We start from the raw sequence: 24786 nt of genomic DNA, 5'->3' as shown, positions 1-24786 counted from the left end.
GGAGAATTTTGGAATATGTCAAAAACGATCCAACCCGATCATTGATCATACATTAGGCAAGCCTAGATCAGAGGCACTGGAAAGCAGTGGCACGGCCCTGCATCGCGGTTAACATGTCATTGATGCAGGAGATCGACATGAATGGGATCGGTAGAAAGAACGAAACTCCGAAAGAGCACGGCGATCAGCCGAAGAAGCCGCCGCCTGCATCGACCGAAGACGACGATTTCGAGGATGGCGACATCGCCACGCCGAAGCGCGATCGCAACGGCACCGACGACGAGCCGCTGTGATCCCGGCCGGGTGCGCCGGGGCTGCCATGCAACCTCGTTCATGGACAAATAACCCGGCCCAACGATAGTTAGTCGCGCGCCTTGCCGGGCGATTGCTTAATCGGGGTTCAATTCAAATGGTCGACGTTTACGCCGCACCGCAACAAACGAGGGCGGCCAACTCGCTGCGCACGCTTGCCGGAATTTCGACGGCCCATTGGGTCAGTCATTTTCATATGTTCGTGCTGCCTATGCTGTTTCCCTTCCTGAAGGAAAAACTTGGCGTCGGATATATCGATCTCGGCTTCGCACTCACCGTCTTCGCCGTCATCTCCGGCCTGACTCAGGCGCCGATCGGCTATCTCGCCGATCATATCGGCGCCCGCAAAATCCTGCTGATGGGCCTTGCCCTCGGCGGCTTCGCGCTGATCATGCTCGGCCTGTACTTAAGCTATACCTGCCTGATCGCCAGCGCCGTGCTGCTGGGACTTGCCAATAGCGTCTATCATCCGGCGGACTACGCGATCCTTTCGGCGCATATGGACGAAGCACGGATGGGCCGCGCCTTTTCGATCCATACCTTTGCCGGCTTCCTCGGCGGCGCGGTCGCGCCGGCCATCGTAGCGGCGCTGGCCGGCACGATCGGCGGCAACAATACGTTGATCGTGACCGGCGCGGCCGGGCCGCTGGTGGCGCTGTTGATCGTGGCGCTCCGCACCCCCGATGCACACCGCGTCGATCACAACACCAAGGGCGCAGGGCCTTCACGGCAAAATATCGTCACGCCGGCCCTGATGGTGCTGACGCTGTTTTTCGCGCTGCTCAACCTGTCCAGCTCCGGAATCAATAATTTCAGCGTGGTCGCACTGATGAGCGGCTATGGCACGGCGTTCACCACCGCCAATATCGCGCTCACGGTGTTCCTGGGCGGCAGCGCGGTCGGCGTGCTGGCGGGTGGATTCCTGGCGGACCGCACCCGGCACCATGGACAGGTCGCCTCCGTCTGTTTTGGGATCAACGCAGCCATCGTGCTCGTCGTCGCCTTGATGACGCTGCCGCCAGTGGCGTTGACGATGGCAATGGCGCTTGCCGGATTCCTCGGCGGCGTGATTACGCCGTCGCGCGACATGCTGGTACGCAACGCCGTGCCGCGGGGCGCGGCCGGGCGGGCCTTTGGAATCGTCTCCACCGGCTTCAACGTTGGCGGCATCATCAGCCCGTTGCTGTTCGGCTGGATCATGGACCAGAGCCTGCCGCGCTGGGTGTTCGGAGCCTCAGCCATATTCATGGCCCTGACGGTCGTGCTCGGGTTCATCACCGACCGCAAGCCGCAGGACAGTTCGGCAGAGGCCGGCGCCAAGCTCGCGCATTCCTGAACCTAGTCTCCAGAGCGGAACATGATCTGCGCGAAATTCCCGGCCTGCTGACACTATCTTTGGGGCCAGTTCCCGACCATTAATCTTTGATTATCCGTAACCGTGGTGGGACCGGAACGCTCCGGTTCGCGAACCATTTACCTCCTCCGAGAGGAGGAGCGCCATGGATGAGATTGCAAAGATTGATAGAGCGCTGGACGAGATCCTGGTCCATCTCGGCGGGCTGGTGCTGAAGCTCTCAAGCGATGAGATCACCAAGACAAAGGCAGAGCACCAAGCCCTCGTCAAATCGGTCAGCCAATATTCGGTCTGCGCTGTCCGCTCGTCGGATCCTCGCGTTAAGAAGATCGAGGCCGATTTACAGAGAGCACTAAAGCCGCAATTGCGGCTTGTCGTGAACCAATAGATGCGGCGCCCCTGACGGCCTGGCCAAGCTACAGAGGAAGAATCCTTACGGGAGGAGCAGCAGACTGCCGGCGAACGCCAAGGTGGCGAGAGCGGACAGCGCAAGCGACCAATGCACGCCGATGAGACTACCGAGCAGGCCAACCGAAATGCCGCTGAAGGCGCGCAGGCCGAGGCTCGACATGTTGAACAGACCGATGACGCGTCCACGCTTATCGGATGGAGCATTCAACTGGACAAGACTCTGCGCCATTGCGTTGAAGGACAATTCCAGGAATCCCGCGGCGAACAGGAAGCCGAGAGCCAGTGGATAGGTTTTTGCCAGCGAGAAAGTCGCGAGCGCGGCACACCACAGCATCGCGAGCACGATCGCGGTGCGGGACTTGGGCGGCAGCAACCCGCCACCTTCGAGCACCACACCCGCGAGCAGTCCGCCGGCGGCATCCGCGGCCAGCAACAAACTGTAGGATGCCCCAGGATCGCCATGGCCGAGATCGTTCGCGAAACCGGGCATCTGCGAACTATAGGCATTACCTACAAAGAATGACGCCGCGCCGGCGAGCAGCGTCATCGAGACGATGACGGAATGATCCTTTATGTCGCGCATCGTCTGCATGATGTCGCCAAGCCCCCTGACCGCGCGACGCGGCGCAGGCGTGCCGGCGCGGTAGCGCGGACCATAAGGAGCATTCATGAGCCATAGCACCAGCGGCAGATAGAATATGGTGTTGAGCATGATGCCGGGCGCCGGCCCGAACACCAGCAGAATGGCGCCGCCGACGGCCGGCCCAACCAGGACGGCGAGATAACGCGCCATCGCGTTGAGCCGTACCGCGCTCTCCAGATCCGACGGTCCGACGATGTCGTAGAGCAGCATCTGGTTCGGCGTCTGCCACAGCACCCCGGCACAACCATGAATGACCAAAATCACCATCGCCTGCCACATCTGCAGGGCGCCGGTGACAAAGAAATAGCTCCAGCTCAGAGATGCAATGATGAAAAGGCCCATGCCGATCTGGATGATCCGGCGCGGGTCGAAACGGTCCGCGAGCGCCCCGGAGGCGACTGAGAATAACAAGAATGGCAGCCAATGCGAAACGATGGCGAAGCCCGCCAAGGCCGGCGAGTGAAATTTCTGATACAGCATCCAGTAGCTGATGACGTGCTCGATATTGTCCGCCATCATGGCGAGCACGAAAGTGATGAACTGGGCGCGAAAGCCCGGATGGCGCATCGCCGCAAAAGACCGCTTCGTGGATAGGGATGCGTTGACGGGGATAGCTCTCGTATCGCTCATAAAAAGATCACCAGCTTTGCTGCATTTCGTAGGGACCATATCCAGCATCGCAAACGCGTTCCACGTTTGTCGAGAGGGAAAACCGGTTTCCACTTTCCGGATCATGCTCCATGTCGTTTCGGGCTAAACGGAATCGGGCGCGCCGGGGAAACGCGTCAAAAAATATGAGAGCCCGGTTCTGTTCAATCGGGACCGATAAGTCTCCAGGCGAATCTGGACCGCACCACCTGCTGTCCCATCAAGCGCGCGCGTTCGGTGTCAGGCTGGAGCAGCAGCAAGCCTAACAGGCCCGCGACGATCAGGACAACGGCATTGATGGTGAAGCCGGTCATGTACCCTTGCAGGATTCCTCCCGCGTGCAGGATTACGCTGCCCATCACCCAGGGAGCCACGATTCCGGCAAGCGTATAGATCGCGCCATAGATCGAGATCACCGCGCCACGCTGCGACACCGGCGTGAATTCCCCGAGCATCGGCGGACAGACCACATAGATCGATCCGCAAAGCCCGGACCCGATCACGAGCAGCGCGATCCGCAAGCCGGCGTTATCGACATAGGGCAGCGTCGCGATGATCAATCCAGCAACGATCAGGGGAACCGAGCCGAGCACGCCCCGCGCGCCGCGCGTGGTCATGCCGCGCGCCATCAGCCGTTGCGAAATCCAGCCGCTCAGAATCACGATGACGGCGCCGAATACCCAGGGCAGGATCGAAATAAGGCCCGCTGCCTGCTGCGAGAATCCCAGCCCATTGACGATGAACGACGTGAACCAGGTGAGACCGAGCGATAGCGCCCAATAGGCTCCAAGCGTGGCGACGCAGCAGCCGACGAAGGTTCGCGACGTCAGAAGCCGGGAATAGGGAATCCGCGGCTCGCTCGCCGCCATCGCTGCGGTCTGCGCCAACGGACCTTCCTTGCCGAGGACAAGCCACGCCGCGGCCCAAATCAGGCCGGCCACGCCGAGCGCGCCGAAGGCGTAATGCCAGGAATAATTCACGATCACCCAGTTCAGCGCCGGCACCGCGAGGACCACACCGAACGCCGATCCCTGGGACAGGATCGCCGTGGGCAAGGTCCGTTTCTCGTCGGGAAACCATTTATAGACCGCATGCGCCGCCACCGAAAAAGCCGGGCCCTCGCCGGCGCCGAGGATGACGCGGCAGATCAACAGCGTGGTGAAGCCGATGCTGCCCACCATCGGAAACTGCGCCAGGGCCCACACCAGCGCCAGTGCCAGCAGCACCCAGCGTGCCGCAACACGATTGACAATGAAGCCGACGGCAATGGCCGAGATCGAAAACAGCAGGAAGAAGGAGGAGCCGAGCAGGCCGAACTGGTCGGGCTCGAGCTTCAGTTCGGTCGCGATCGGGACGCCGGCAAGACCGACCACGATCTTGTCCGCAAAATTCACCAGCATGAACAAGAAGAGGAGAAACGTGATTTTCCAGGCGCCCTCGGGCGTCGGTTGCGTGCTCATGGCTACTCCCCGTTCAGCGTTTATTCTGACAGCCCTGTCGACGAGCCTCATCTGATGCTATCCACGGCATCGTCGGCATTGCAACCCGACAATTTGAGAAAGGTAACAACCGTATCGTGCTGAGCGTCCGCCATCTGACCAAGACCTATCGCGCCGCCGGAGAGCAGGTTGCCGTGCTCCGCGGCGTGAACCTGGAAATCGCCGCGGGCGAGCGCGTCGCGCTGACCGGGGAATCCGGCAGCGGCAAGAGCACGCTGCTGCACCTGATCGCGGGGCTCGATCGCGCCGACGGCGGCGACATCCGGCTCGCAGACAAACTGGTTGGCGATCTGACCGATGCCGGCCGGGCCGAACTGCGGCGCGACCGGCTGGGCCTGGTGTTTCAACAGTTCAACCTGATCCCGAGCCTGAATGTCGAAGACAATCTCGCCTTCCAGGCGCGCATCGCCGGCCGTCACGAGCCTGCCTGGCACGCCGAACTTGTCGAACGCCTTGGCCTCGGCCATCTGCTGAAGCGCTATCCCGAGCAGCTTTCCGGCGGCCAGCAGCAGCGCGTTGCCATCGGCCGCGCGCTGGCGGTGAAGCCCCTGCTGCTGCTGGCGGACGAGCCCACCGGCAATCTCGACGAGGCGACCGCGGACCAGGTTCTGGCGCTGACGCGCGATCTGGTCGCTCGTACCGGCTGCGGCTTCCTGATGGTGACGCACAGCGCGCGCCTCGCCGCCACGCTCGACCGCCAGATCAATCTCCACGCCGGGCTGATCGCATGAGTCGCATCATCTGGATTCTCGCGGTTCTGCTCAGCCATTGGCGGCGGCATCCGATGCAGCTTGCGACCTTGCTGATCGGATTGATTTCGGCGACGGCCCTATGGAGCGGCGTGCAGGCGCTGAACCAGCAGGCCCGCAGTTCTTACGACCGGGCAGCGGCGGCGTTCGGCGGCGCGCGAACGCCGATGCTGGCCGGCAAGGACGGAGCGGCTTTTCCGCAACGGCTTTTCACCGACCTGCGCCGCGCCGGCTGGCCGGTCTCGCCCGTCGTCGAGGGCCGTCTCCAGATCGGCGGACGATCGTTCCGGCTGCTGGGCATCGAACCGGTCACGCTGCCTGCCGAAATTGGCAATGCGCCGGCGATCGGAAAAGGGAATTCACAGGCGTTCATCGCGCCGCCGGGCCAGACGCTGGCGGCGCCCGAAACACTTTCCGAACTCCATGAGCCGGAAGGCGCCTCGTTGCTTGCGAGCAACGGCGCATCGCTGCCGCCGCTGCATGTGCAGCCACAATTGGCGCCGGGCGTGCTGGTGGTCGATATCGGCGTCGCGCAACGGCTCCTGAATATGCCGGACCGGATTTCGCGTCTTTTGGTCGGCCCGGCCAAAGAGCCGCGCCTGCCGCTCGAAACTGTCGCCGGCGACAGGCTCCGCCTGGTCGCCGCCGATGCCGAAAGCGATCTCGAACGCCTCACCGACAGCTTTCATCTCAATTTGACAGCGTTCGGCCTGCTGTCGTTTTTCGTCGGACTGTTCATCGTCAATTCGGCGATCGGGCTCGCCTTCGAGCAGCGTCTGCCGATGCTGCGGACGCTGCGCGCCTGCGGCGTGTCAGCGTGCCTGCTCAACGCCGTGCTGCTGCTCGAACTGGTCACGCTGGCGCTGGCCGCGGGCATCATCGGGCTTGTCTGCGGCTACTTGATCGCCGGTTCGCTGCTGCCCGACGTGGCCGCCAGCCTGCGCGGCCTTTATGGCGCGGAAATTCCCGGACAGCTGACGTTAAAACCGCAATGGTGGATCGCAGGACTTGCGATCAGCATCCTCGGCGCGCTGGCGGCGGCGGCCGCGAGCCTGACCAAGGCGGCGCGGCTTCCTATTCTGGTCGCGGCGCAGCCCCAGGCCTGGCAACAGCAACAGCGTCGCTGGCTCGTCATCCAATGCGGCGTTGCGCTTGTGGTGCTGATCGCGGCCGGCGGCTGCCTGTGGTTCGGCGATTCGCTGTTGTCCGGATTTGCCGTGCTGGCGGCGCTGCTGCTGGGCGCGGCGCTGGCGCTGCCCGCCTTGCTGGAATTGGCGCTCTCGCTCGGCCAGCGCAGCGCTCGTGATGCGCTGGTGGCCTGGTGCTGGGCCGACAGCCGCCAGCAGCTCTCAGGATTATCGCTGGCATTGATGGCGCTGTTGCTCGCGCTCGCGGTCAATGTCGGCGTCGGAACCATGGTGGAAACCTTCAGCCGGACGTTTATCACCTGGCTGGACGGCAGGCTGGCGGCGGATGTCTATATCAACGCATCAGACGATGCGCGGGCCAACGAGATCAGGGCATGGCTGGGCCAGCGCCCCGAGGTGCAGGCGATCCTGCCGGGCGGCCGCGCCGAGACGGAAATCAACGGCGCGCCGGTCGAAATTCTCGGCCTTCCCGACCACGCGACCTATCGCGACCACTGGCCGCTGCTTCGGTCCGCAAACAATGCCTGGGTCCGTCTTCGTCCGGGCGATACGGGGTTTGTCAGCGAGCAACTGGCCCGGCGCCTGAACCTCGCCATCGGCGATCACATCGATATGCCCGCACCCGGCGGCAACTGGACGCTTGAAATCGTCGGCATCTATGCGGACTACGGCAACCCCAAGGGACAGGTCGCCGTCAACTTCGCCGCGCTGACGCGGCGCTTTCCCAATATTCCGCGAACCCGGCTGGGCCTGCGCGTTGCGCCCGGCGAAATTCCGGCGCTGATGTCGGCGCTGCAAGGCAAATTCGGCCTCGATGGCCGCAATCTGATCGACCAGGCGACGCTGAAGGCCGACTCGACGCGAATCTTCAACCGGACCTTTGCGGTGACCACAGCGCTGAACAGTTTCACGCTTGGGATCGCCGGCGTCGCGCTATTGACCAGCCTGCTGACACTGAGCAATTCCCGGCTACCCCAGCTCGCGCCGCTATGGGCAATCGGAATCACGCGGCGGCAACTGGCATCGATCGAAGTTCTGAAAACCATGTCGGTGGCGCTGATCACGACGCTGTTGGCATTGCCACTGGGGCTTCTGGTGGCGTGGTGCCTGATCGCGGTGGTGAATGTGAAGGCGTTCGGCTGGCGGCTGCCGTTTGATGTCTTTCCGCTGCAACTGCTCGAGCTGGTCGGCGTCGCCATGCTGGCCGCGTTGCTCGCCGCATTGATTCCGGCGCTCAAGCTTTCGCGCATGCAGCCGGCAAATCTGGTCAAAGTTTTCGCCAATGAACGATAGGCGCCTGATATCGCGCCGCGTGTTCACGGGCGGCGCAGCACTTCTCGGCCTCCGCCCGCGACATTCGTTGGCGCAGGGCTTCGCCGGGCTCGGCGAGAAGGCGGATGGATTTGCGGCCGTCGTTCCCGGCAAGATATTTTCGTTCCCCGAAGATCTCGGCTCGCATCCGGATTACCGGATCGAATGGTGGTACATCACCGCAAACCTCGTGGATTCGAGCGGTGCGGCCTGCGGTGTGCAATGGACGTTATTCCGCCAGGCCTCCAAACCCGGCCCCGAACAACAGGGCTGGGCCAGTCAGCAGATCTGGATGGGCCACGCCGCCGTGACCCGGATGGACCTTCACCGGTTCAGCGAGAAATTCGCGCGCGGCGGCATCGGCCAGGCCGGCGTGAACGCCAAGCCGTTTGAAGCCTGGATCGATTCCTGGGAGATGCGCGGGCTCAACGGCCTGAATGACAGGACCGTCGCGCCACTCGAGTTGACGGCCTCCGGCGCAGACTTCAGTTACGCGCTGCGGTTAGGTGCGGACCGGCCGCTGGTTCTTCAGGGCGATGGCGGCTACAGCAAAAAATCGGAACGCGAGCAGGCGTCATATTATTTCAGCCAGCCGTTCTTTACGGCGACGGGCCGCATCACCATCGACGGCAAGCCCGTCGAGGTCAGCGGACAGGCATGGCTGGACCGTGAATGGAGTAGCCAGCCGCTTGCATCCGACCAGACCGGATGGGACTGGTTCTCGCTGCATCTGAATACGAACGAGAAGCTGATGTTGTTTCGGCTGCGCCAGAACGACGGCACCGACTATGCCTCCGGCAACTGGATATCACCCGCCGGCACGTCCGAGCCGATCGCTCCGGCGCAGATCAAGATGACGCCAACCGCGTTCACGGCGACCGAAGCTCGCAGACTGCCGACAGCGTGGCGCATCGAAATCCCTACGCGGGGCCTGGCCATCGAGACCACCGCCCTGAATGCGCGAAGCTGGATGGGAACGAGCTTTCCCTATTGGGAGGGGCCGATCCGCTTTGCCGGGAGCCACAACGGCATGGGCTATCTCGAGATGACCGGCTACTGAAAACCATCGTCACTTATAGGGGATCTCGCAATGTATCCATTCACCGCACTCATCACCTGCCTGGCTGTCCTGCTCTATCTCTTCACCAGCATCCAGGTGACGCGAGCCCGCAAGACCTACGGCGTCAAACTGCCGGCCACTTCCGGCCATCCCGACTTCGAACGGGTGTTTCGCGTGCAGATGAATACGCTGGAATGGATGCCGATCTTCCTGCCGTCGCTCTGGCTGTTTGCCATCTATCTCGGCGATGCCGGTGCTGCGGCGCTCGGCCTGGTCTGGATCATCGGCCGTATTCTCTACATGGTCGGTTATATGCGAGCCGTCGAAAAGCGCGGGCCCGGGTTTGCGATTCAAGGGCTGAGCTGCATCATTCTTTGGCTCGGTGCGTTCGGCGCCATCATCAGCAATCTCATTCATCTCTAGCGATAGTTCGAGCTGGCATCGCTCTCGCGATCATCAGCCGCCAAGATCGGTTCGCCCGTCTTCGTGATGCCGGGCGAAGCATGACCCGCTGCGTTTAGAGCGATTCAAGACAGCCGCGCGCAAGCCCCTCGGAATAGCATCGTCGGATCTGTGTTCGTTCGCGCATGGGGTGCGGCGATGGATCGCTGCTGCTCATTAGTATGGTTCTAATCTGTCAGCGGGGCGTCACGTGAAATTGGCAAAGACTGTTCAGGGGCCGGAGATCACCAACGCCCGGCGCGGTAACGCATATCGTGCCACCGGATTGTTCTGCATCGCAATGGCGGCCTTCGTGCCCGCATCGGCGCAGGCACAGACTACGGAGAGGCCGGCAAACCTTCCTCCCGTGCAGGTCGAGGCGCCGAAAAATCGTCCGGCGCAAAGGCAGACGTCGGCGGCGGCAAAGCCTTCTGCGCGACGAAGGACAGCGCGCTCGACCCAGCCGCCAAAGCCGGCGGCCCAGACGGCGAACGTGGTCGATGACGGCAACGGCCCCAACAACAATAATTCCGGCCCGCCGCTGCAACAGGCGCCTTCGCTCGGCAAGACCGGCACCAAACTGGAAGATCTGCCCGCCAGCGTGCAGATCATTCCCCGCGAGGTTCTTACTGAGCAGGGCGCCACGATGCTGCGCGATGCCGTCACCAATGCCAGCGGCGTCAATACCGGCGGCCAGGATTCACTGGGCTATTTCGACCACTTCCTGATCCGCGGCCTGAACGCCCAGGTCTATACCGACGGCTTTTCCGACGGCGATCAGCTTGGCGGTCTGTCCCATTCGCTCAACGGCGTGCGGCGGGTTGAAATTCTGGAAGGCCCCGGCTCGGCGCTATTCGGCAGCGGCCCGCCCGGCGGCACCATCAACATCGTCCATTATGATCCCTCGCCCGTGTTCCATTGGGGCAGCAGCCTGCAGGCGGGATCCTTTGGCACCGTCACCAACAGCAACTACGTCACCGGCCCCACCACCATCGACGGCCTGAATTACCGGCTCGACACCACTTTCTCGCGCGCCGACGGCTTTCGCGACCTCGCCAGCCAGGATTATGAAATCCGACCGGAATTCACCTGGCATGTCGAGGACCACACGCTCAGTTTCGCGCTCGATGCTCGCCACATCAAGCAGACGCCGGATTCCTACGGCCTGATCTATATGAACGGCTCGCCGATCACCGGCGTCGCGACCAGCGCCAAATACTCGACGCCGTTTTCGTTCGCCAATCAGGATTACATCCGCCCTACCCTGACCGACGCGTGGGACGTCACGAATTTCCTGACGATCAACAACCGGCTCTCCTATACGCATCGCGACATCGACGTCATGCGCAACAACGACAGCATGACCGCCGCCAACAGCAGCAGCGGCACGCGCATTGTCGGCGACTCGCTGGAAGGGCGGCAATTGCGCTCGCAGAATGATTCCGACGGCAGCCTCGACTATCAGTTCGAGCCGGTGTGGAAATTCGGTACCGGCTCGGTCCGGCATACGCTGCTGACCGGATTCGAATATCAGCATCAGGTCATGGATACGCAGCGAACGACGGCCGATCTTCCGAACATCGCCAATATTTTCGCGCCGACGCCACCGGAGCTGACTCCGGCCAGCCTGAATTTCCAGTGCGACGCCAAGCATTCCTGCGACAACGATCACCTGGTGGCGGATTATTACGGCCTCTACGCCACCGATCAGATGGATCTGACCGACAAATGGAAGCTACGCCTCGGCGTTCGCCAGGACTGGTACGACACGGAGCTCGATCCGCTGACCACCGTGCCGGGCCGCTTTACCTCTACCGCCGTGCCGATCATCGCCGGCGTGCCGCTCTCCCGCAACGACGCGCCGGTAAGCTGGAGCGTCGGCACCCTGTACCAGATCTTCCCCGGCATTTCGCCCTATATCGGGGCTTCGAAGAGCTATCTCACGAACTTCAACTCGGAAAATACCCAGAACGGCATCGGCGCACCGGAATCGGCACTGCAATACGAGGCTGGAGTCAAGTTCTCGCTACTCAATGACAAGGTCATCCTGAACACCTCGGTCTTCAACGTCTCACGTGACAACGTCGCAACCCTTATCTCTGCCACCGATACGATCGTGTTCGACAGCCAATTGACCAATGGCGTCGAAGCCTCGCTCGATGCCGCCATCACCGATCAATGGCACCTGCTCGCCAATGCGACGGCGCAGGAAGCCGTCGTCACCAGCGCTCCGCAAACCCCAACGACGGTAGGAAATCATCCGCAGGGCGTACCGGCCTATATGGCCAACCTCTGGAGCACCTACAAATTCTCGATCGGAGGAATTCCCGGATTCCAGATCGGCGCCGGCCTGAACTATCGCGACAAGACCTATAGCGACACGACCGATGTCAACACGGTCCCCGCTTTCGTGATCGGCAATGCGATGATCGGCTGGGACAATGCCAATTGGGGTGTTGCCTTGAATGTGAAGAACATCACCAACGAACGCTACTTCGTTGCCGCCAACGGCGCCGGCGGATTTGTCGGCGAAGGATTGAGCGCCTTCCTTACCGTTCGCTACCACGAATAAACCGGCTTTCGCATCACGGCACAAAATAAGATCCGTAGACGGCTCCTCTCCCCGCATTTCCTGCACCGGACTGACGTCAGGCAAAGTCGGGGGAGGACAAAGGTCGTGTACAGCGGACGCGCGAGCTCGCGCATCGTGTAAGCGCCATTCCATCGAACCCATGATGAACGGCGCCACGCCAGCCGGCGTCCGGGCGATCACCCGATCGCGATGCTGATCGCGGCATAAGCGGCAATTGAATCAAAAGCGCGGAACGGCCTTGTCGCCGTGGAAGGCATATCGTGCCTATGGTCTGTTTACCTTTTTCCCATTGGCGCCCGCGATATGCCAGATCACGTCCCCGCAACCAGCACGCCACTAAGCCGGCCTATCGCGCCGATCATGATCGCGGCTTTTCTTGTGCTGGCGACCAGCGCGTGCGTGCTGGAAATCGTTGTCTGGAAGGCACTGGGAGCCAAGGCCGCCACCCTCGATCACGGCCAGACCACAACGCAGAACCTTGCTCACTCGCTCGCGGAACACGCCTCGCACACGATTCAGTCGGTCGACATCGCCATGAGCGGCATTGTCGAACTTCTGAAATACCGGACACCGCTGCCCGAGCGCCTTAACTCGTTCCTCGCGGACACCGTCAGCGCGTTGCCGCAACTCTACGAAATCAGCGTGCTGGACGCCGACGGTGCGTGGCAATATTCGTCGCTTGCAGAGCTGCCGCGTTACGATACTGCCGACCGCGATTATTTCATCTACCATCGCGACGCACCCGACACGGCACTCAAGATCAGCCGCCCGGTAAAATCGCGACTGACCGGCCGCATGACCATCGTGCTCTCGAAGCGGGTCACCAGGCAGGATGGCGGTTTCGGCGGTGTCCTGATCGCCACGATCGACTGCGATTACTTCAATGCGTTCTACAACGGCTTCCAGTTTGGACCCGGAGGAGCCATCGGCCTGTTACGCAACGATGGCATCGTTCTGATCCGCGCGCCATCCGCGAATATCGGCGCCGATCTGTCGAAAACAGAGCTGTTCACAAAACAGATCGGGCTCAGCCCGGTCGGATATTACAGGACCATTTCGTCATTCGACGGCAAAGTGAAATATCTCGGCTATGAGGAAACCCCGCAATATCCACTCGTTGTGACCGTCGCCCGTTCCGAGAGCGAGATTCTTTCGAGCTGGCGGGCCGCGTTGCGCACCGATGCGCTGGTCGGCGCCATGATGCTGGGCCTGATCGTTGTTTCGGCGGCATTATTGTGGTCGCAATTCCGCTTTCGGCGAAAGACGGAACGCGAGCTTTTCGAACGCGAAAGACGCTATCGGCTGCTCTCGGACAACATCGCCGACATCGTGATCCTGCTCGAGGGACATGGAACCCTGCTTTACGTGTCGCCGTCCGTCGAGCCGGTGCTGGGCCTGCATGGAAACGACCTGATCGGAAAATCGTGCTTCGATCTTGTGCATCCGGACGACAAGGAGCGTGTCCTGGCCGCCACCGCCCAGCCAAGCGCGGATTCCACCAATACCGTTGCTTTCAGAATCGCGCGCGCCGACCGGTCGATCGCCTGGGTCGAAATCCGCCTCAAACTGGCGTCGGAACAGGACGATCGCGGCCAGACGAAATTTGTCGGGGTACTGAGAGATATCACCCAGCGCAAGATGATGGAAGACGAGCTGACTTCGCTCAATACCCGTCTCGCTCAGCTTGCCACCACCGACGGACTGACCGGCCTTTCCAATCGTCGAACATTCGACGGATTCATTCGCCGCGAATACGAAGCCTGCGACGTCATATCGATATTGTTGATCGATATCGACTATTTCAAAGGCTATAACGATGCCTATGGCCATCAGGCCGGCGACGAGTGCTTGAAAGCCGTCGCAAAAGTCATTGCCGAGGCAACGTTCAACACGTCCGGCATGTCGGCGCGATACGGAGGAGAAGAGTTCGTCATCGTCCTTCCCGACGTTTCCGAGGCAGATGCCCTTCGTATCGCAGAGGCGGTCAGGCTGACGGTCAGAGCGCTCGGTATTCCCAACGCCGCATCGAGGCATGGATCCGTGACGGTCAGTGTCGGCGTTTCCGCCAAAACCGAGTCCACCCTGGACGCAACGGCGCTGATTGGCGATGCGGATATCGCGCTCTATGAGGCAAAACGACATGGCCGCAATCGAAGCTTCGCCAGCAGCGCGCTGAAACACAGCTTCGTCGAGCAGGTGCCGCTTCAATTCTCGCCGGACCAATAGAGGCGTTTCGGTCCTGGTGGAATCAGAACCGAGACTCACCTCGTTTGATTTGACGCGTTTTCTTCACCCGAACCGGAAGCCACTTCGCTCGAAAACGCTAGAGCATTTTCCAATCAGTCTGGATCATATCCTGCGGCCTTGAAGTAATTGAGGCATTCGTTCGGGGTGAAGAGATCGATGACGCGTCCGATAGCTGCTCAAAGGCCGTGGACGGTGCGCGCGGCGGCTTTGCGCAGGAATGCCTTTAGTTTGGCGAAGGCGTTTTCGATGGGGTTGAGGTCCGGACTGTAGGGCGGCAAGTAGAGCAGCGTTGCCTCCATCGTCTCGATCGCCTCGCGAACCTTCACGCCCTTGTGGCTCGATAGGTTGTCCATGATGACGACGTCCCCGGGCTTGAGCTCGGGCACCAGCACTTGGTCGATGTAGGCCTGGAAAGCATCACGGTTGATCGGCCCGTCGAGCACCATGGGCGCCATCATGCCGGAGAGGCGCAGGCCCGCGACGAAGGTCGTGGTCTTCCAGTGACCATGGGGAATGGCGGCGAGCAGCCTTTCGCCTTTCGGAGCGCGCCCTCGCTGGCGTGCCATGTTGGTCGAAGCCCAGGTCTCGTCGATAAAAACAAGGCGCTCTGGGTCGAGATGAAGCCGACTGTCGAACCAGTCCTCCCGCCGCTTCACGACGTCCGGGCGCTCCTGCTCGGAGGCGTGCGCCGACTTTTTTTGAGCGTGATCCGGTGACGGTCGAAGAAGCGCCAGAGGGTGCCGATGCCGAAGGAAAGACTCTGCTCGGCCAGCTTTGCCTGAACCTCTGCGATCGTGATATCCTTTGTCTGCTCGACAATGCTCAGGATCAGCACGGCATGGGCCTCAATCCGTCCCGAGCGTCGATCGCCGCCCTGCCGCTTCGGCCTCGCATCACCGGCATCCCGCTCAAGCGCACACCAGCGGATCGCGCTGGCGGCACTTACGCCAAAGCGCTCCGCAGCCTGCCGGCGCGACATCCCCTTAGCCACCGCGGCGATCAAACGATCACGAAGGTCAATCGAAAGCGCCTTTGCCATCCATGCTGGCCTCCGATCCAGCACGAAGCTTGAATCAGATCCGCATCCCCTTGGGAATCCCCTCCGATTCAATCAGAACGGAAAATGCTCTAGGGAGCAGCTATCCGAGCATTTGCGTGTCGCCGCAGATCGAAATCGCCTGGCCGGAAATGGTCTTGCCGCGCAGGCTGCACATGAACAGGATCTGGTCGGCGATCTGTTCCGGCGTCACATATTCCTTGATCGAGGTGTAGGAAAAGGCGGTGCGCTCCATCTCCGCATAGGAAATCCCGCGCTGCTGCGCCTTGGCTTCCAGCACGCGGCGCTGCCGGTCGCCGGCGACGAGGCCCGGCAAAATCGCATTGACGCGGATGTTGTCCGGCCCAAGCTCGATCGACAGCGATTTGGTGAAACCGATCACGCCCCATTTTGCCGCGGCATAGGGCGCACGCATGGCAAAACCGAGCCGGCCCGCGACAGAAGAAATGTTGACGATCGACGCATTCTTGCTCTGCCGCAGCAGCGGCACGGCGAGCCGCGTGCAATTGAATTGTCCGGTCAGGCAAATCTCCAGGCAGCGGTCCCAGTCCTCGGGATTCATGTCCTCGACCTTGGACGTCGGCCCGGCAACACCGGCGTTATTGACCAGTACATCGAGGCCACCGAGCTTTGCCGTCGCCTCCTCGAACAGCTTCTTGACAGCAGCGCGGTCGGAGACATCGCAGGGAGTCGAGGTGATCCGGGGGTCGCCCGACACCAGCGCCGAGAGCGCGGCTTCGTCGACATCGCAAACGTGAACCCTGGCGCCCTCGCCGGCAAAGCGGCACGCGATGGCGTGGCCGATGCCGTTGGCGCCGGCCGTGACCAGCACACGCAAACCCATGATGTCGAGATCCATGATCGCTCCGTGAATGTCGCTTGAAATGAATTTAACAGCAAGAATGCCGGCAAAGCCACGCGGCGCCGGCCGGTTCGAGCGAGACTGAAGTCAATTCTCCCATGCAGCAGGATCCAAAGAGGGGAATCGACAACGGCCCGGTCTTTTGCAAGTCTATAGTGCTTTCGAGCAAAGTGGATACCGGTTCGCGTGAAGAAAACGCGTCAAATCAAAGATCAGAACCTCGGTTCTGATAGCGGTCAATAATCACGGCAAGCAAGGCCGCGCGCCTGACCCAAACGGTGCGCCGCCTGCCGAACAACAGAAGAGCCGCACAGCGCGGCCGCGTCAGGGAGGAGAGAGTTGATATCCAGCGACACGCCATATCGGGCATCGCAGCCCTTCGCGCCCGCGCGAGACCTGTTCCAGCCAGCGAGCACACAATGAAAAATGAGAATCGCCAGGTCGCCATCGTCGGCGTCGGCCTGATTGGACGAGCCTGGGCGGCGATCTTTGCCCGCGCCGGCTGGAACGTTCGGCTGACTGATCCGCACGCACCAACACTCGCGGCAGCCCCCGGCCTGATCCGGGACGAATTGCGCGCGCTGGCGCGTCACGGGCTGGCGGATGATCCCGACGGCGCCGCGGCGCGGCTCACCGTTGCGGCGAGTCTCAAGGAGGCCGTCGAAGGCGCTGAATTCGTGCAGGAGAACGGCCCGGAACTGGTCGAGCAGAAAAAAACGATCTTTGCCGAACTTGACCGGCTGGCGCCGCCCGGCGCGGTGCTGGCGTCCTCGACGTCGGCCATCACCGCATCGCGTTTCACGGAGGCGCTGCCGGGCCGCGCGCGCTGTCTGGTCGGGCATCCCGTCAATCCGCCGCACCTCGTGCCGCTGGTCGAATTGTGCGGCGCACCGTGGACGTCGCCCGAGACCATCGAGCGGACGCGGCAGATCTATCGCGAGATCGGCCAGGTGCCGGTGACCGTCAAGCGCGAGATCAACGGCTTTGTCCTGAACCGGCTGCAAGGCGCGCTGCTCGCCGAAGCCTTCCGGCTGGTCGGTGAAGGCTATATTTCGGCGGAAGATCTCGATCACACCGTCAAGGATGGCCTCGGGCTGCGCTGGTCGTTCCTCGGTCCGTTCGAGACCATCGAACTCAACGCGCCGGGCGGCATCCCGGATTATTGCGCGCGCTACACCGGCTTCTACAAGGAGCTTGCCGCGACCGCCGCCGGCCCCGAAGTCTACCAAAGCCCGAATGTGGACCGGGTGATCGCGGCATGGCCGCACCAGCCGTCACCCGAGCGGATCGCGACGCTGACGCAGCGGCGCAACGAACGCCTCGCGGCGTTGGCCGCGCACAAGAAGACCAAGAATAATCCGTCATAGCCCCCAAAGAATCATAACTCCGAGGAAGAGAGCCCAACATGAGCCGCAAAGTCATCATCACCTGCGCCGTGACCGGCGCCATTCATACCCCCTCGATGTCAAAGGCCCTGCCGGTGACGCCGCAGGAGATCGCCGATGCGGCGGTCGACGCGGCCGAAGCCGGCGCCGCGATCGTGCATCTGCATGCGCGCAATCCGAAGACCGGCCGGCCCGACCAGAGTCCGGAGGCGTTCGCGCCGTTCCTGAAAATCATCAAGCAGCGTTCGAACGCCGTGATCAACCTCACCACTGGCGGCGCGCCGACCATGACGGTGGACGAACGGGTGCGTCCTGCCGCAGTCTACAAGCCGGAAGTCGCGTCCCTCAACATGGGATCGATGAATTTTGCGTTCTTCGGCATGCTCAACCGCTTCAAGAAATTCGACCATGAATGGGAGCGCAAGCATCTCGAGAACAAGGACATCGTGTTCCGCAACACCTTCCAGGACATCGAATATGTGCTGAAGACGTTATCCGAGACCGGCACGCGCTTCGAGTTCGAGTGCTACGACACCGCTCATCTCTACAACCTGAAATATTTCCTCGACCAGGGCATGGTGAAACCGCCGCTGTTCGTGCAGACGGTATTCGGCCTGCAGGGCGGAACGGGGGCGCATCCGGAAGATGTCATGCACATGAAACGCACCGCCGAGCGGCTGTTCGGCGACAAGTTCATCTGGTCGGTGCTGGGCGCCGGCCGCAACCAATTGCCAATCGCGGCGATGGCGGCGGCGATGGGCAGCAATATCCGTGTCGGCCTCGAGGACTCGCTGTGGGCGGCGCCGGGACGAATGGCGACGTCGAACGCCGAACAGGTGCAGCTGGCGCGCAAGATCATCGAAGGCCTGGGCCTTGAAGTGGCGACGCCGGACGAGGCGCGCGAAATTCTCGACCTGAAAGGCGGCGACAAGCTGGAGGTCTGACGGCGCGAGGCTATTTGATTTGCCCCGGTCTCGTGAGATGCTTCAGGTCGATCGTCGAAACTGAAGCACGGACATCATGAGGTCACAGGTCCATTACCTGCCGATGACGCCGGGATTGTTCTCGATCCTGGTGATTTTGTTCATCGGCCTCGTCATCCTGATCCAGCTCCGCATTCTCAGATACGCCTATATGCGGCTCGGGATCGGGCCTGGCGCGGCGCTGTTATTGTTGTTCGGCTCGCTGATCGGCAGCTATTTCAACGTGCCGATCGCAATTCTGCCGGGAACGCCGGAGAGGTCCGGGCAGATTATCGAATTCTACGGCATGCGCTATGTTGTGCCGCTGGTGACGCAATGGCCCGGAACGGTTCTGGCGGTGAATATCGGCGGCGCGGTGATCCCGGCCATGATGTCGGCCTATCTCGTGATCCGGTATCAGCTCTGGCTCAAGGCAGCGCTGGCGGTGGTGATCATCGCCGCGATCATCCATGCAATGGCTACGCCGGTGCAGGGCATCGGCATCGCGGTTCCGGTCTTTGCACCGGTCGTGACAACAGCGATCCTGGCGTTCATCCTCTCACGCGAATATGCGCCGCCGCTGGCCTATATCGGCGGCTCGATGGGCACGCTGATCGGCGCCGATCTTCTCAATCTCGACAAGATCACCGGCCTTGGCGCGCCGGTCGCCTCGATCGGCGGCGCCGGGACCTTCGACGGCATCTTTCTCACCGGCATTCTTGCCGTCCTGCTCGCCGGCATCGCTGCGCCCTCCCGGATGCGGCCGGGCCGCTAGACAGGATTGCCTTATAATCTAGTGACTGATCATCCACGGGCGCGCGGTCGGAAAACCCTTGGCGCCGCTCCTGGTCTTGGTGACAAGGCGCGACGCTTTGCCGGAACAGCACCCGCAGCCCGGCCCATGCGACGCCTTGTATTCACCAAGCGTCTTGGGCGCATTGGCGCTGCGCTCGTTGGTCGCATACGCTTTCCGCCTGTCGGACGGCATGCAAAAGAAATTCGGCGCCGTCAGGATCGCTCGCGGCGCTGAATTCGCGCATCGCGGGCATTGCTGCGGCGCGTCGCATTCCGACATCGGCCGCATATCGGTGAACGGACCGCAATCGTTGCAGAGATAGTCGTAGACCGGCATTTTTGCTTTCCCGCGCAATCATGATTCAACGAAATATCCCGGCAGTGCGGCCGCGGGGCGACCAACAGTCGCCGCCCCGCGCGCCCCCCGCCGCGCATGGATTACTTGTCCGGCGACAGCGGCACATCCACGCCGCCCTTGATATGTTTGATCGGGCCGGCCGACGACGGCATGATATCGAAATCGAAGATTTCGGTCGGCAGATACAGCGTGGCGCAGGCATTCGGAACGTCGACCACGCCGCTGATATGGCCCTGTACCGGCGCCACGCCCAGGATCGTGTAGGCCTGCGCGCCGGAATAGCCGAACTTCTTGAGATATTCGATCGCATTCAGGCAGGCCTGGCGATAGGCAATATGAACGTCGAGATAATACTGCTTGCCGGCTTCGTCGACCGAGATGCCCTCGAAGATCAGATAGTCCTTGTAGTTCGGAGTGATCGGCGACGGCTTGAAGATCGGATTCTTGATGCCGTATTTCGAGACGCCATCCTTGATCACATCGACCTTGATGTGCAGCCAGCCCGCCATCTCGATCGCGCCGCAGAAGGTGATCTCGCCGTCACCCTGGCTGAAATGCAGATCGCCCATCGAGAGGCCGCCGCCCGGCACATAGACCGGGAAATAGATCTTCGAGCCGCGCGACAGATCCTTGATATCGCAGTTGCCGCCATGCTCGCGCGGCGGCACCGTCCGCGCGCCCTCGGCGCCGATCTTGGCCTTGGCATCGCCTTTGGCGCGGCCGGCATGGGCGGTCGCGGCGAAAGGCGGATTGGCGAGACCCGGCACGCGGTCCGGATTGGTCGCGATCAGCGCGCTCTCCCGCTCGTTCCACGTCGCCAGCAGTTTCGGGTCGGGCAGACAACCGATCAGGCCGGGATGAACCAGGCCCGCGAAATTCACGCCGGGCACATGACGCGACGAGGTGTAGAGGCCCTTGATGTCCCAGATCGATTTCTGCGCCAGCGGGAAATGCTCGGTCAGGAATCCGCCGCCGTTCTGCTTGGAGAAGAAGCCGTTGAAGCCCCACAGGCTGTCCTTCTTCGGGCCGATGTCGAGCAGATCGACCACCAGCAGGTCGCCGGGCTCGGCGCCCTTGACGCCGATCGGGCCGGACAGGAAATGCACGATCGACAGATCAATGTCGCGCACATCGTCAGCGGAATCGTTGTTCTTGATGAAGCCGCCGGTCCAGTCGTAGGTCTCGACGATGAAATCGTCGCCCGGATTGACCCATGCCACCATCGGAACGTCGGGATGCCAGCGGTTGTGGATCATGTCGTTTTCGTAGGCCGACTGCGTGAGATCAACCTTGATCAGTGTTTCTGGCATCAAAAGCTCCCCTGTTTACAAGTTTGAGATTTAGACCGACAAGAATTTCGAGATCTGCGCGGCATCGACATTCGCGCGTGCATCGTCACGGACGATCGCGCCGTTCTCGATGACGAGAACCCGGTCTGCGATATCGAGCGCGAAGCTCAGAACCTGCTCGGAGACCACGATCGACAATCCGCGTTCGTCGCGAATGCGCTTCAAGGTGCGCGCCATGTCCTTGATGATCGACGGCTGGATGCCTTCGGTCGGCTCATCCAGCAACAGCACCTTGGGCTTGGTCGCCAGCGCGCGGGCGATCGCCAATTGCTGCTGCTGGCCGCCGGATAAATTGCCGCCGCGCCGGCCCTTCATTTCCAACAGCACCGGGAACAGCTCGTAGATATCGCCAGGGACTTCGCTCTCGCCCGACACCACGAGACCGGTCTCGATATTCTCCTTCACCGTCATGGTCGAGAAAATCATGCGGCCCTGCGGTACGTAAGCGAGCCCCTTGGCGACTCGCTCATAGCTCTTCAGGCCGCCGAGCTCGGCACCATCCATCGTCACCGAGCCGCTCTTGGTCGGCATGATTCCCATCAAGGATTTCATCAGCGTGGTTTTGCCCATGCCGTTGCGGCCCATGATGGCGACAATCTCGTTCGGCGCGACGGACACGTTGAGGCCATGCAGCACCTCGCTCTGGCCGTAGGCGACGTGAAGATCCGAGATTGCCAGCATCGATACCGCTCCTTGGCTTCCGTGGTTTAGTGCCCGAGATAGACTTCGATGACCTTGGGATCGTTCTTGACGTGCTCCATCGTCCCTTCCGACAGGATCTGGCCCTGGTGCAGCACCGTCACCTTGTGGGCGATGTCCTCGACGAATTTCATGTCGTGCTCGATCACCAGCACCGAACGGTCCTTGATGATGCGATTGAGCAGTTCCGCGGTCTTGGCGCGCTCGCTGACGCTCATGCCGGCGACCGGCTCGTCCAGCATCAGCAGGTCCGGATCCTGGATCAGCAGCATACCGATCTCGAGCCACTGCTTCTGGCCGTGGCTGAGAAGGTCGGCATACATGTCGAGCTTGTCCTTCAGGAAGATCATCTCGGCGACCTCCTCGACCCGCTGGCGCACCGCGGCATCGCGCTGGAACGTCAGCGCACCGAACACGGTGCGGCCGCGCGGATAGGAGATTTCCAGATTTTCGAACACGGTGAGATCGTCGTAAACCGACGGCGTCTGGAATTTGCGGCCGACCCCGGCCTGGACGATCTCGTTCTCCTTCATCCGGGTCAGCTCCTTGCCCCGAAACTGGATCGAGCCCGACGTCGCCTTGGTCTTTCCGCAGATCAGATCGAGCACCGTGGTCTTGCCGGCGCCGTTGGGACCGATGATGACGCGGATTTCGTTTTCCTCGACATAGAAAGAAAGATCGTTGACGGCCTTGAAGCCGTCAAAGGAAACGGTGAGCGCCTCGACCGCGAGCAGGAATTCCTTGGGCTGATGACCTACGAGCATGGTGACCTCCTCACTCTGCCGGCGCGCTGTCGGCGACAGATTTGTCGGCCCAGCCATTGCCTGATTTCGGCTTGCGCGATGAGATCAGGCGATCGATCCGGGGCTGAACGTAATCCTGCCAGATTCCGGACAGGCCGCCGGGAAACAGCAGCACGACGGCGATGAACAGTGCGCCGAGCCCGAACAGCCAGAGTTGCGGGAACGATTCCGAAAGACTGGTTTTGGCGAAGTTCACCAGCAACGAGCCCCACACCGCGCCGAAGATCGACATCCGGCCGCCGACCGCGGTGTAGATCACCATTTCGATCGACGGCACGATGCCAACAAAGGACGGTGACATGAAGCCGACTTCCAGCGTGAACAGGGCGCCGCCGATCGCCGCGAAAACCGCGGCCACACAAAACGCGAAGATCTTGAAATTCGCGACGCTATAGCCGGAGAAGCGGACCCGGTCCTCCTTTTCGCGCATCGCCACCAGGATGCGGCCGAGTTTGGTCAGGCGAATGAACTGCGCCACCACGATGCAGCCGAACAGCAGGAGCACCTCGACGAAATAGAGGATGAACTTGGCATGGTCGGTGCGAATGTCCCAGCCGTGAAGGGTCCGCAGGTCGGTGATGCCGTTGATACCGCCGGTGTAACCCTGCTGGCCCACGATCAGGATGGTCAGGATGGCCGCAATCGCCTGCGTGATGATCGCGAAATAGACCCCGCCGACCCGGCGCTTGAACATCGCCGCGCCGATAATGAAGGCGAAAATGCCGGGCACCAGGATAATCGCCAGCAGCGTGAGGGGAAAACTGTGGAACGGCTTCCAGAACATCGGCAGCTCGGTGATCTGGTTCCAGTCCATGAAGTCGGGAATGCCCGGCGTCGACTGGATCTTGGTGTTCGCGACGCTGGAGGCCTCAAGCTTGAGGTACATCGCCATGCAATAGCCGCCGAGGCCGAAGAACACGCCCTGCCCCAGACTCAGGATGCCGCCATATCCCCAGCACAGCACCAGGCCGATCGCGACGAAGGCATAGGTCAGGTATTTCGCGACAAGGTTGAGGCGGAAAATGTCGAGCGTCAGCGGCAGGATGATGAAGAGCAGCAGCGCGAGTGCGATAAACCCAATCAGTTCGGAACGATCGAAGAAGCGCGAGTTGATGATCATGACCGTGCTTTCTTGTTCTTATTTGCGAACCTTGAGCGCGAAGAGCCCTTGCGGCCGCATCATCAGGATGGCGACGATCGCGAGCAGCGTGATGACCTTGGCCATCGACCCCGACAGGAAGAATTCCAGGGTCGACTGGGTCTGGGAGATGGTGAAGGCCGATGCGATGGTGCCGAACAGGCTCGCCGCGCCGCCGAACACCACGACAAGAAAGGTATCGACGATATAGAGCTGGCCGGCGGTCGGCCCGGTCGAACCGATCATGGTGAAGGCGCTGCCGGCGACCCCGGCGATACCGCAGCCAAGGCCAAAGGTGTAACGGTCGACCTTCTCGGTGTTGATGCCGACGGCGCCGGCCATCACGCGGTTCTGCACCACGGCGCGAACCTGCCTGCCCCAGCGCGACCAGAACAGGACGTAGGAAACGGCGATCGTGATCAATATGGTCAGCGCCATCACGAACATGCCGTTGATCGGGATCTGGATGGTATCGGTGGCTTGCCACGACCCCATCATCCATTCCGGCAGATCGACACCGACCTCGCGCGCCCCGAATATTGAGCGATAGGCCTGTTGCAGGATGAGGCTCAAGCCCCAGGTCGCGAGCAGCGTATCAAGCGGGCGTTTGTAGAGATGGCGTATCAGCCCCCATTCAACCAGCATGCCGAGCGCGCCCGAGGCGATGAAGGCCAATATCATCGCAACAAAGAAGTAGCCGGGAAACAGCGAAGGCAGATATTGCTGAAAGGCGTTCGACGTCATCCAGGTGACGTAGGCGCCGAGAATCATGAATTCGCCGTGCGCCATGTTGATGACGCCCATCTGGCCGAAGATGATGGCGAGTCCCAGCGCCATCAGCACGTAGACGGAAAACAGGATCAGGCCGGCGAAGCCCTGCATCGCGAAGATGGCGCCGAGATCGCCGAGTGAATAGTCGCCGAACATATCTGTCCTCCGTGATCTGTCAGGCCCGCGCCGCG

At 61.6% G+C, this 24786-nt stretch carries 21 protein-coding genes and 1 pseudogene; 12 read left to right on the top strand and 10 right to left on the bottom strand.

All coding sequences use genetic code 11. The features are described from left to right. Positions 1-137 precede the first annotated feature (137 nt). From HB630_RS10545 to HB630_RS10535, 3 genes are all read left to right on the top strand, one after another. Complete coding sequence (locus HB630_RS10545) at positions 138-293, top strand: hypothetical protein (RefSeq protein ID WP_213772175.1); 156 nt, start codon at positions 138-140, stop codon at positions 291-293. A gap of 116 nt (positions 294-409) precedes the next feature. Then, positions 410-1648, top strand: coding sequence for an MFS transporter (locus tag HB630_RS10540; RefSeq protein WP_213772174.1), 1239 nt, complete (start codon positions 410-412; stop codon positions 1646-1648). Between the two features lie 163 nt (positions 1649-1811). Next, entirely contained in the window at positions 1812-2054 is a 243-nt protein-coding gene (locus HB630_RS10535; RefSeq protein WP_213772173.1) for a hypothetical protein, read from the top strand. A gap of 45 nt (positions 2055-2099) precedes the next feature. Here HB630_RS10535 and HB630_RS10530 read toward each other — a convergent pair whose 3' ends face one another. Both HB630_RS10530 and HB630_RS10525 read right to left on the bottom strand, forming a co-directional pair. Beyond that, positions 2100-3350 carry an MFS transporter gene (locus HB630_RS10530; RefSeq protein WP_249780785.1) on the bottom strand — a complete coding sequence of 417 codons (1251 nt, stop codon included), beginning with the start codon at positions 3348-3350 and terminating at the stop codon, positions 2100-2102. A gap of 182 nt (positions 3351-3532) precedes the next feature. Further along, entirely contained in the window at positions 3533-4828 is a 1296-nt protein-coding gene (locus HB630_RS10525) for an MFS transporter (RefSeq protein ID WP_249780784.1), read from the bottom strand. A gap of 116 nt (positions 4829-4944) precedes the next feature. On the opposite strand from HB630_RS10525, the gene HB630_RS10520 reads away from it, so the two are divergent. The 6 genes from HB630_RS10520 (at position 4945) to HB630_RS10495 (ending at position 14395) form a co-directional block, all read left to right on the top strand. Continuing rightward, complete coding sequence (locus tag HB630_RS10520; RefSeq protein WP_213772171.1) at positions 4945-5598, top strand: ATP-binding cassette domain-containing protein; 654 nt, start codon at positions 4945-4947, stop codon at positions 5596-5598. Beyond that, positions 5595-8057, top strand: coding sequence for an FtsX-like permease family protein (locus HB630_RS10515; protein WP_213772170.1), 2463 nt, complete (start codon positions 5595-5597; stop codon positions 8055-8057). Before HB630_RS10520 ends, HB630_RS10515 begins: the two co-directional genes overlap by 4 nt. Then, on the top strand, positions 8047-9135 hold the full coding sequence (locus HB630_RS10510) for a lipocalin-like domain-containing protein (RefSeq protein ID WP_213772169.1): 1089 nt from the start codon (positions 8047-8049) through the stop codon (positions 9133-9135). The genes HB630_RS10515 and HB630_RS10510 overlap by 11 nt, the downstream gene beginning before the upstream one ends. A gap of 30 nt (positions 9136-9165) precedes the next feature. After that, positions 9166-9558 (top strand): MAPEG family protein, encoded by a 393-nt coding sequence (locus tag HB630_RS10505; RefSeq protein WP_213772168.1) that lies wholly within the window; start codon positions 9166-9168, stop codon positions 9556-9558. 235 nt (positions 9559-9793) lie between these two features. Next, complete coding sequence (locus tag HB630_RS10500; protein ID WP_213772167.1) at positions 9794-12148, top strand: TonB-dependent siderophore receptor; 2355 nt, start codon at positions 9794-9796, stop codon at positions 12146-12148. A gap of 324 nt (positions 12149-12472) precedes the next feature. Further along, positions 12473-14395, top strand: a complete 1923-nt coding sequence (locus HB630_RS10495) for a diguanylate cyclase (RefSeq protein WP_213772166.1) — start codon at positions 12473-12475, stop codon at positions 14393-14395. A gap of 113 nt (positions 14396-14508) precedes the next feature. Here the strand turns inward: HB630_RS10495 and HB630_RS10490 are convergent. Both HB630_RS10490 and HB630_RS10485 read right to left on the bottom strand, forming a co-directional pair. Further along, positions 14509-15455 (bottom strand): annotated as a pseudogene (locus tag HB630_RS10490) (IS630 family transposase). Between the two features lie 100 nt (positions 15456-15555). Next, a complete protein-coding gene (locus tag HB630_RS10485; protein ID WP_213772165.1) occupies positions 15556-16332 on the bottom strand; it encodes an SDR family oxidoreductase in 777 nt (258 codons plus the stop codon). Positions 16333-16754: 422 nt separating this feature from the next. On the opposite strand from HB630_RS10485, the gene HB630_RS10480 reads away from it, so the two are divergent. The 3 genes from HB630_RS10480 (at position 16755) to HB630_RS10470 (ending at position 19457) form a co-directional block, all read left to right on the top strand. Further along, on the top strand, positions 16755-17702 hold the full coding sequence (locus HB630_RS10480) for a 3-hydroxyacyl-CoA dehydrogenase (protein ID WP_213772164.1): 948 nt from the start codon (positions 16755-16757) through the stop codon (positions 17700-17702). Between the two features lie 38 nt (positions 17703-17740). Then, positions 17741-18664: a 3-keto-5-aminohexanoate cleavage protein gene (locus tag HB630_RS10475; protein ID WP_213772163.1), complete on the top strand. Its 924-nt coding sequence runs from the start codon at positions 17741-17743 to the stop codon at positions 18662-18664. A gap of 76 nt (positions 18665-18740) precedes the next feature. After that, positions 18741-19457 (top strand): DUF1614 domain-containing protein, encoded by a 717-nt coding sequence (locus HB630_RS10470; RefSeq protein WP_213772162.1) that lies wholly within the window; start codon positions 18741-18743, stop codon positions 19455-19457. An 18-nt stretch (positions 19458-19475) separates the two neighbouring features. On the opposite strand, the gene HB630_RS10465 is transcribed toward HB630_RS10470, so the two are convergent. From HB630_RS10465 to urtB, 6 genes are all read right to left on the bottom strand, one after another. After that, on the bottom strand, positions 19476-19814 hold the full coding sequence (locus HB630_RS10465; RefSeq protein ID WP_213772161.1) for a zinc ribbon domain-containing protein: 339 nt from the start codon (positions 19812-19814) through the stop codon (positions 19476-19478). Positions 19815-19915: 101 nt separating this feature from the next. After that, the gene (fmdA, locus tag HB630_RS10460; RefSeq protein WP_213772160.1) at positions 19916-21145 is read right to left on the bottom strand and encodes a formamidase; all 1230 of its coding nucleotides are present in this window, start codon (positions 21143-21145) and stop codon (positions 19916-19918) included. A gap of 30 nt (positions 21146-21175) precedes the next feature. Beyond that, positions 21176-21865, bottom strand: a complete 690-nt coding sequence (gene urtE / locus HB630_RS10455; protein ID WP_213772159.1) for an urea ABC transporter ATP-binding subunit UrtE — start codon at positions 21863-21865, stop codon at positions 21176-21178. A 26-nt stretch (positions 21866-21891) separates the two neighbouring features. Further along, the gene (gene urtD, locus HB630_RS10450) at positions 21892-22647 is read right to left on the bottom strand and encodes an urea ABC transporter ATP-binding protein UrtD (RefSeq protein ID WP_213772158.1); all 756 of its coding nucleotides are present in this window, start codon (positions 22645-22647) and stop codon (positions 21892-21894) included. Positions 22648-22657: 10 nt separating this feature from the next. Continuing rightward, positions 22658-23806, bottom strand: a complete 1149-nt coding sequence (gene urtC, locus HB630_RS10445; RefSeq protein WP_213772157.1) for an urea ABC transporter permease subunit UrtC — start codon at positions 23804-23806, stop codon at positions 22658-22660. Positions 23807-23824: 18 nt separating this feature from the next. Further along, positions 23825-24751 (bottom strand): urea ABC transporter permease subunit UrtB, encoded by a 927-nt coding sequence (urtB, locus tag HB630_RS10440; RefSeq protein ID WP_213772156.1) that lies wholly within the window; start codon positions 24749-24751, stop codon positions 23825-23827. Positions 24752-24786 lie beyond the last annotated feature (35 nt).

The organism is Bradyrhizobium sp. dw_78 (genome assembly GCF_018449525.1).
Lineage (GTDB): Bacteria > Pseudomonadota > Alphaproteobacteria > Rhizobiales > Xanthobacteraceae > Bradyrhizobium.
This window is presented reverse-complemented; position numbering and strand designations above follow the sequence as displayed.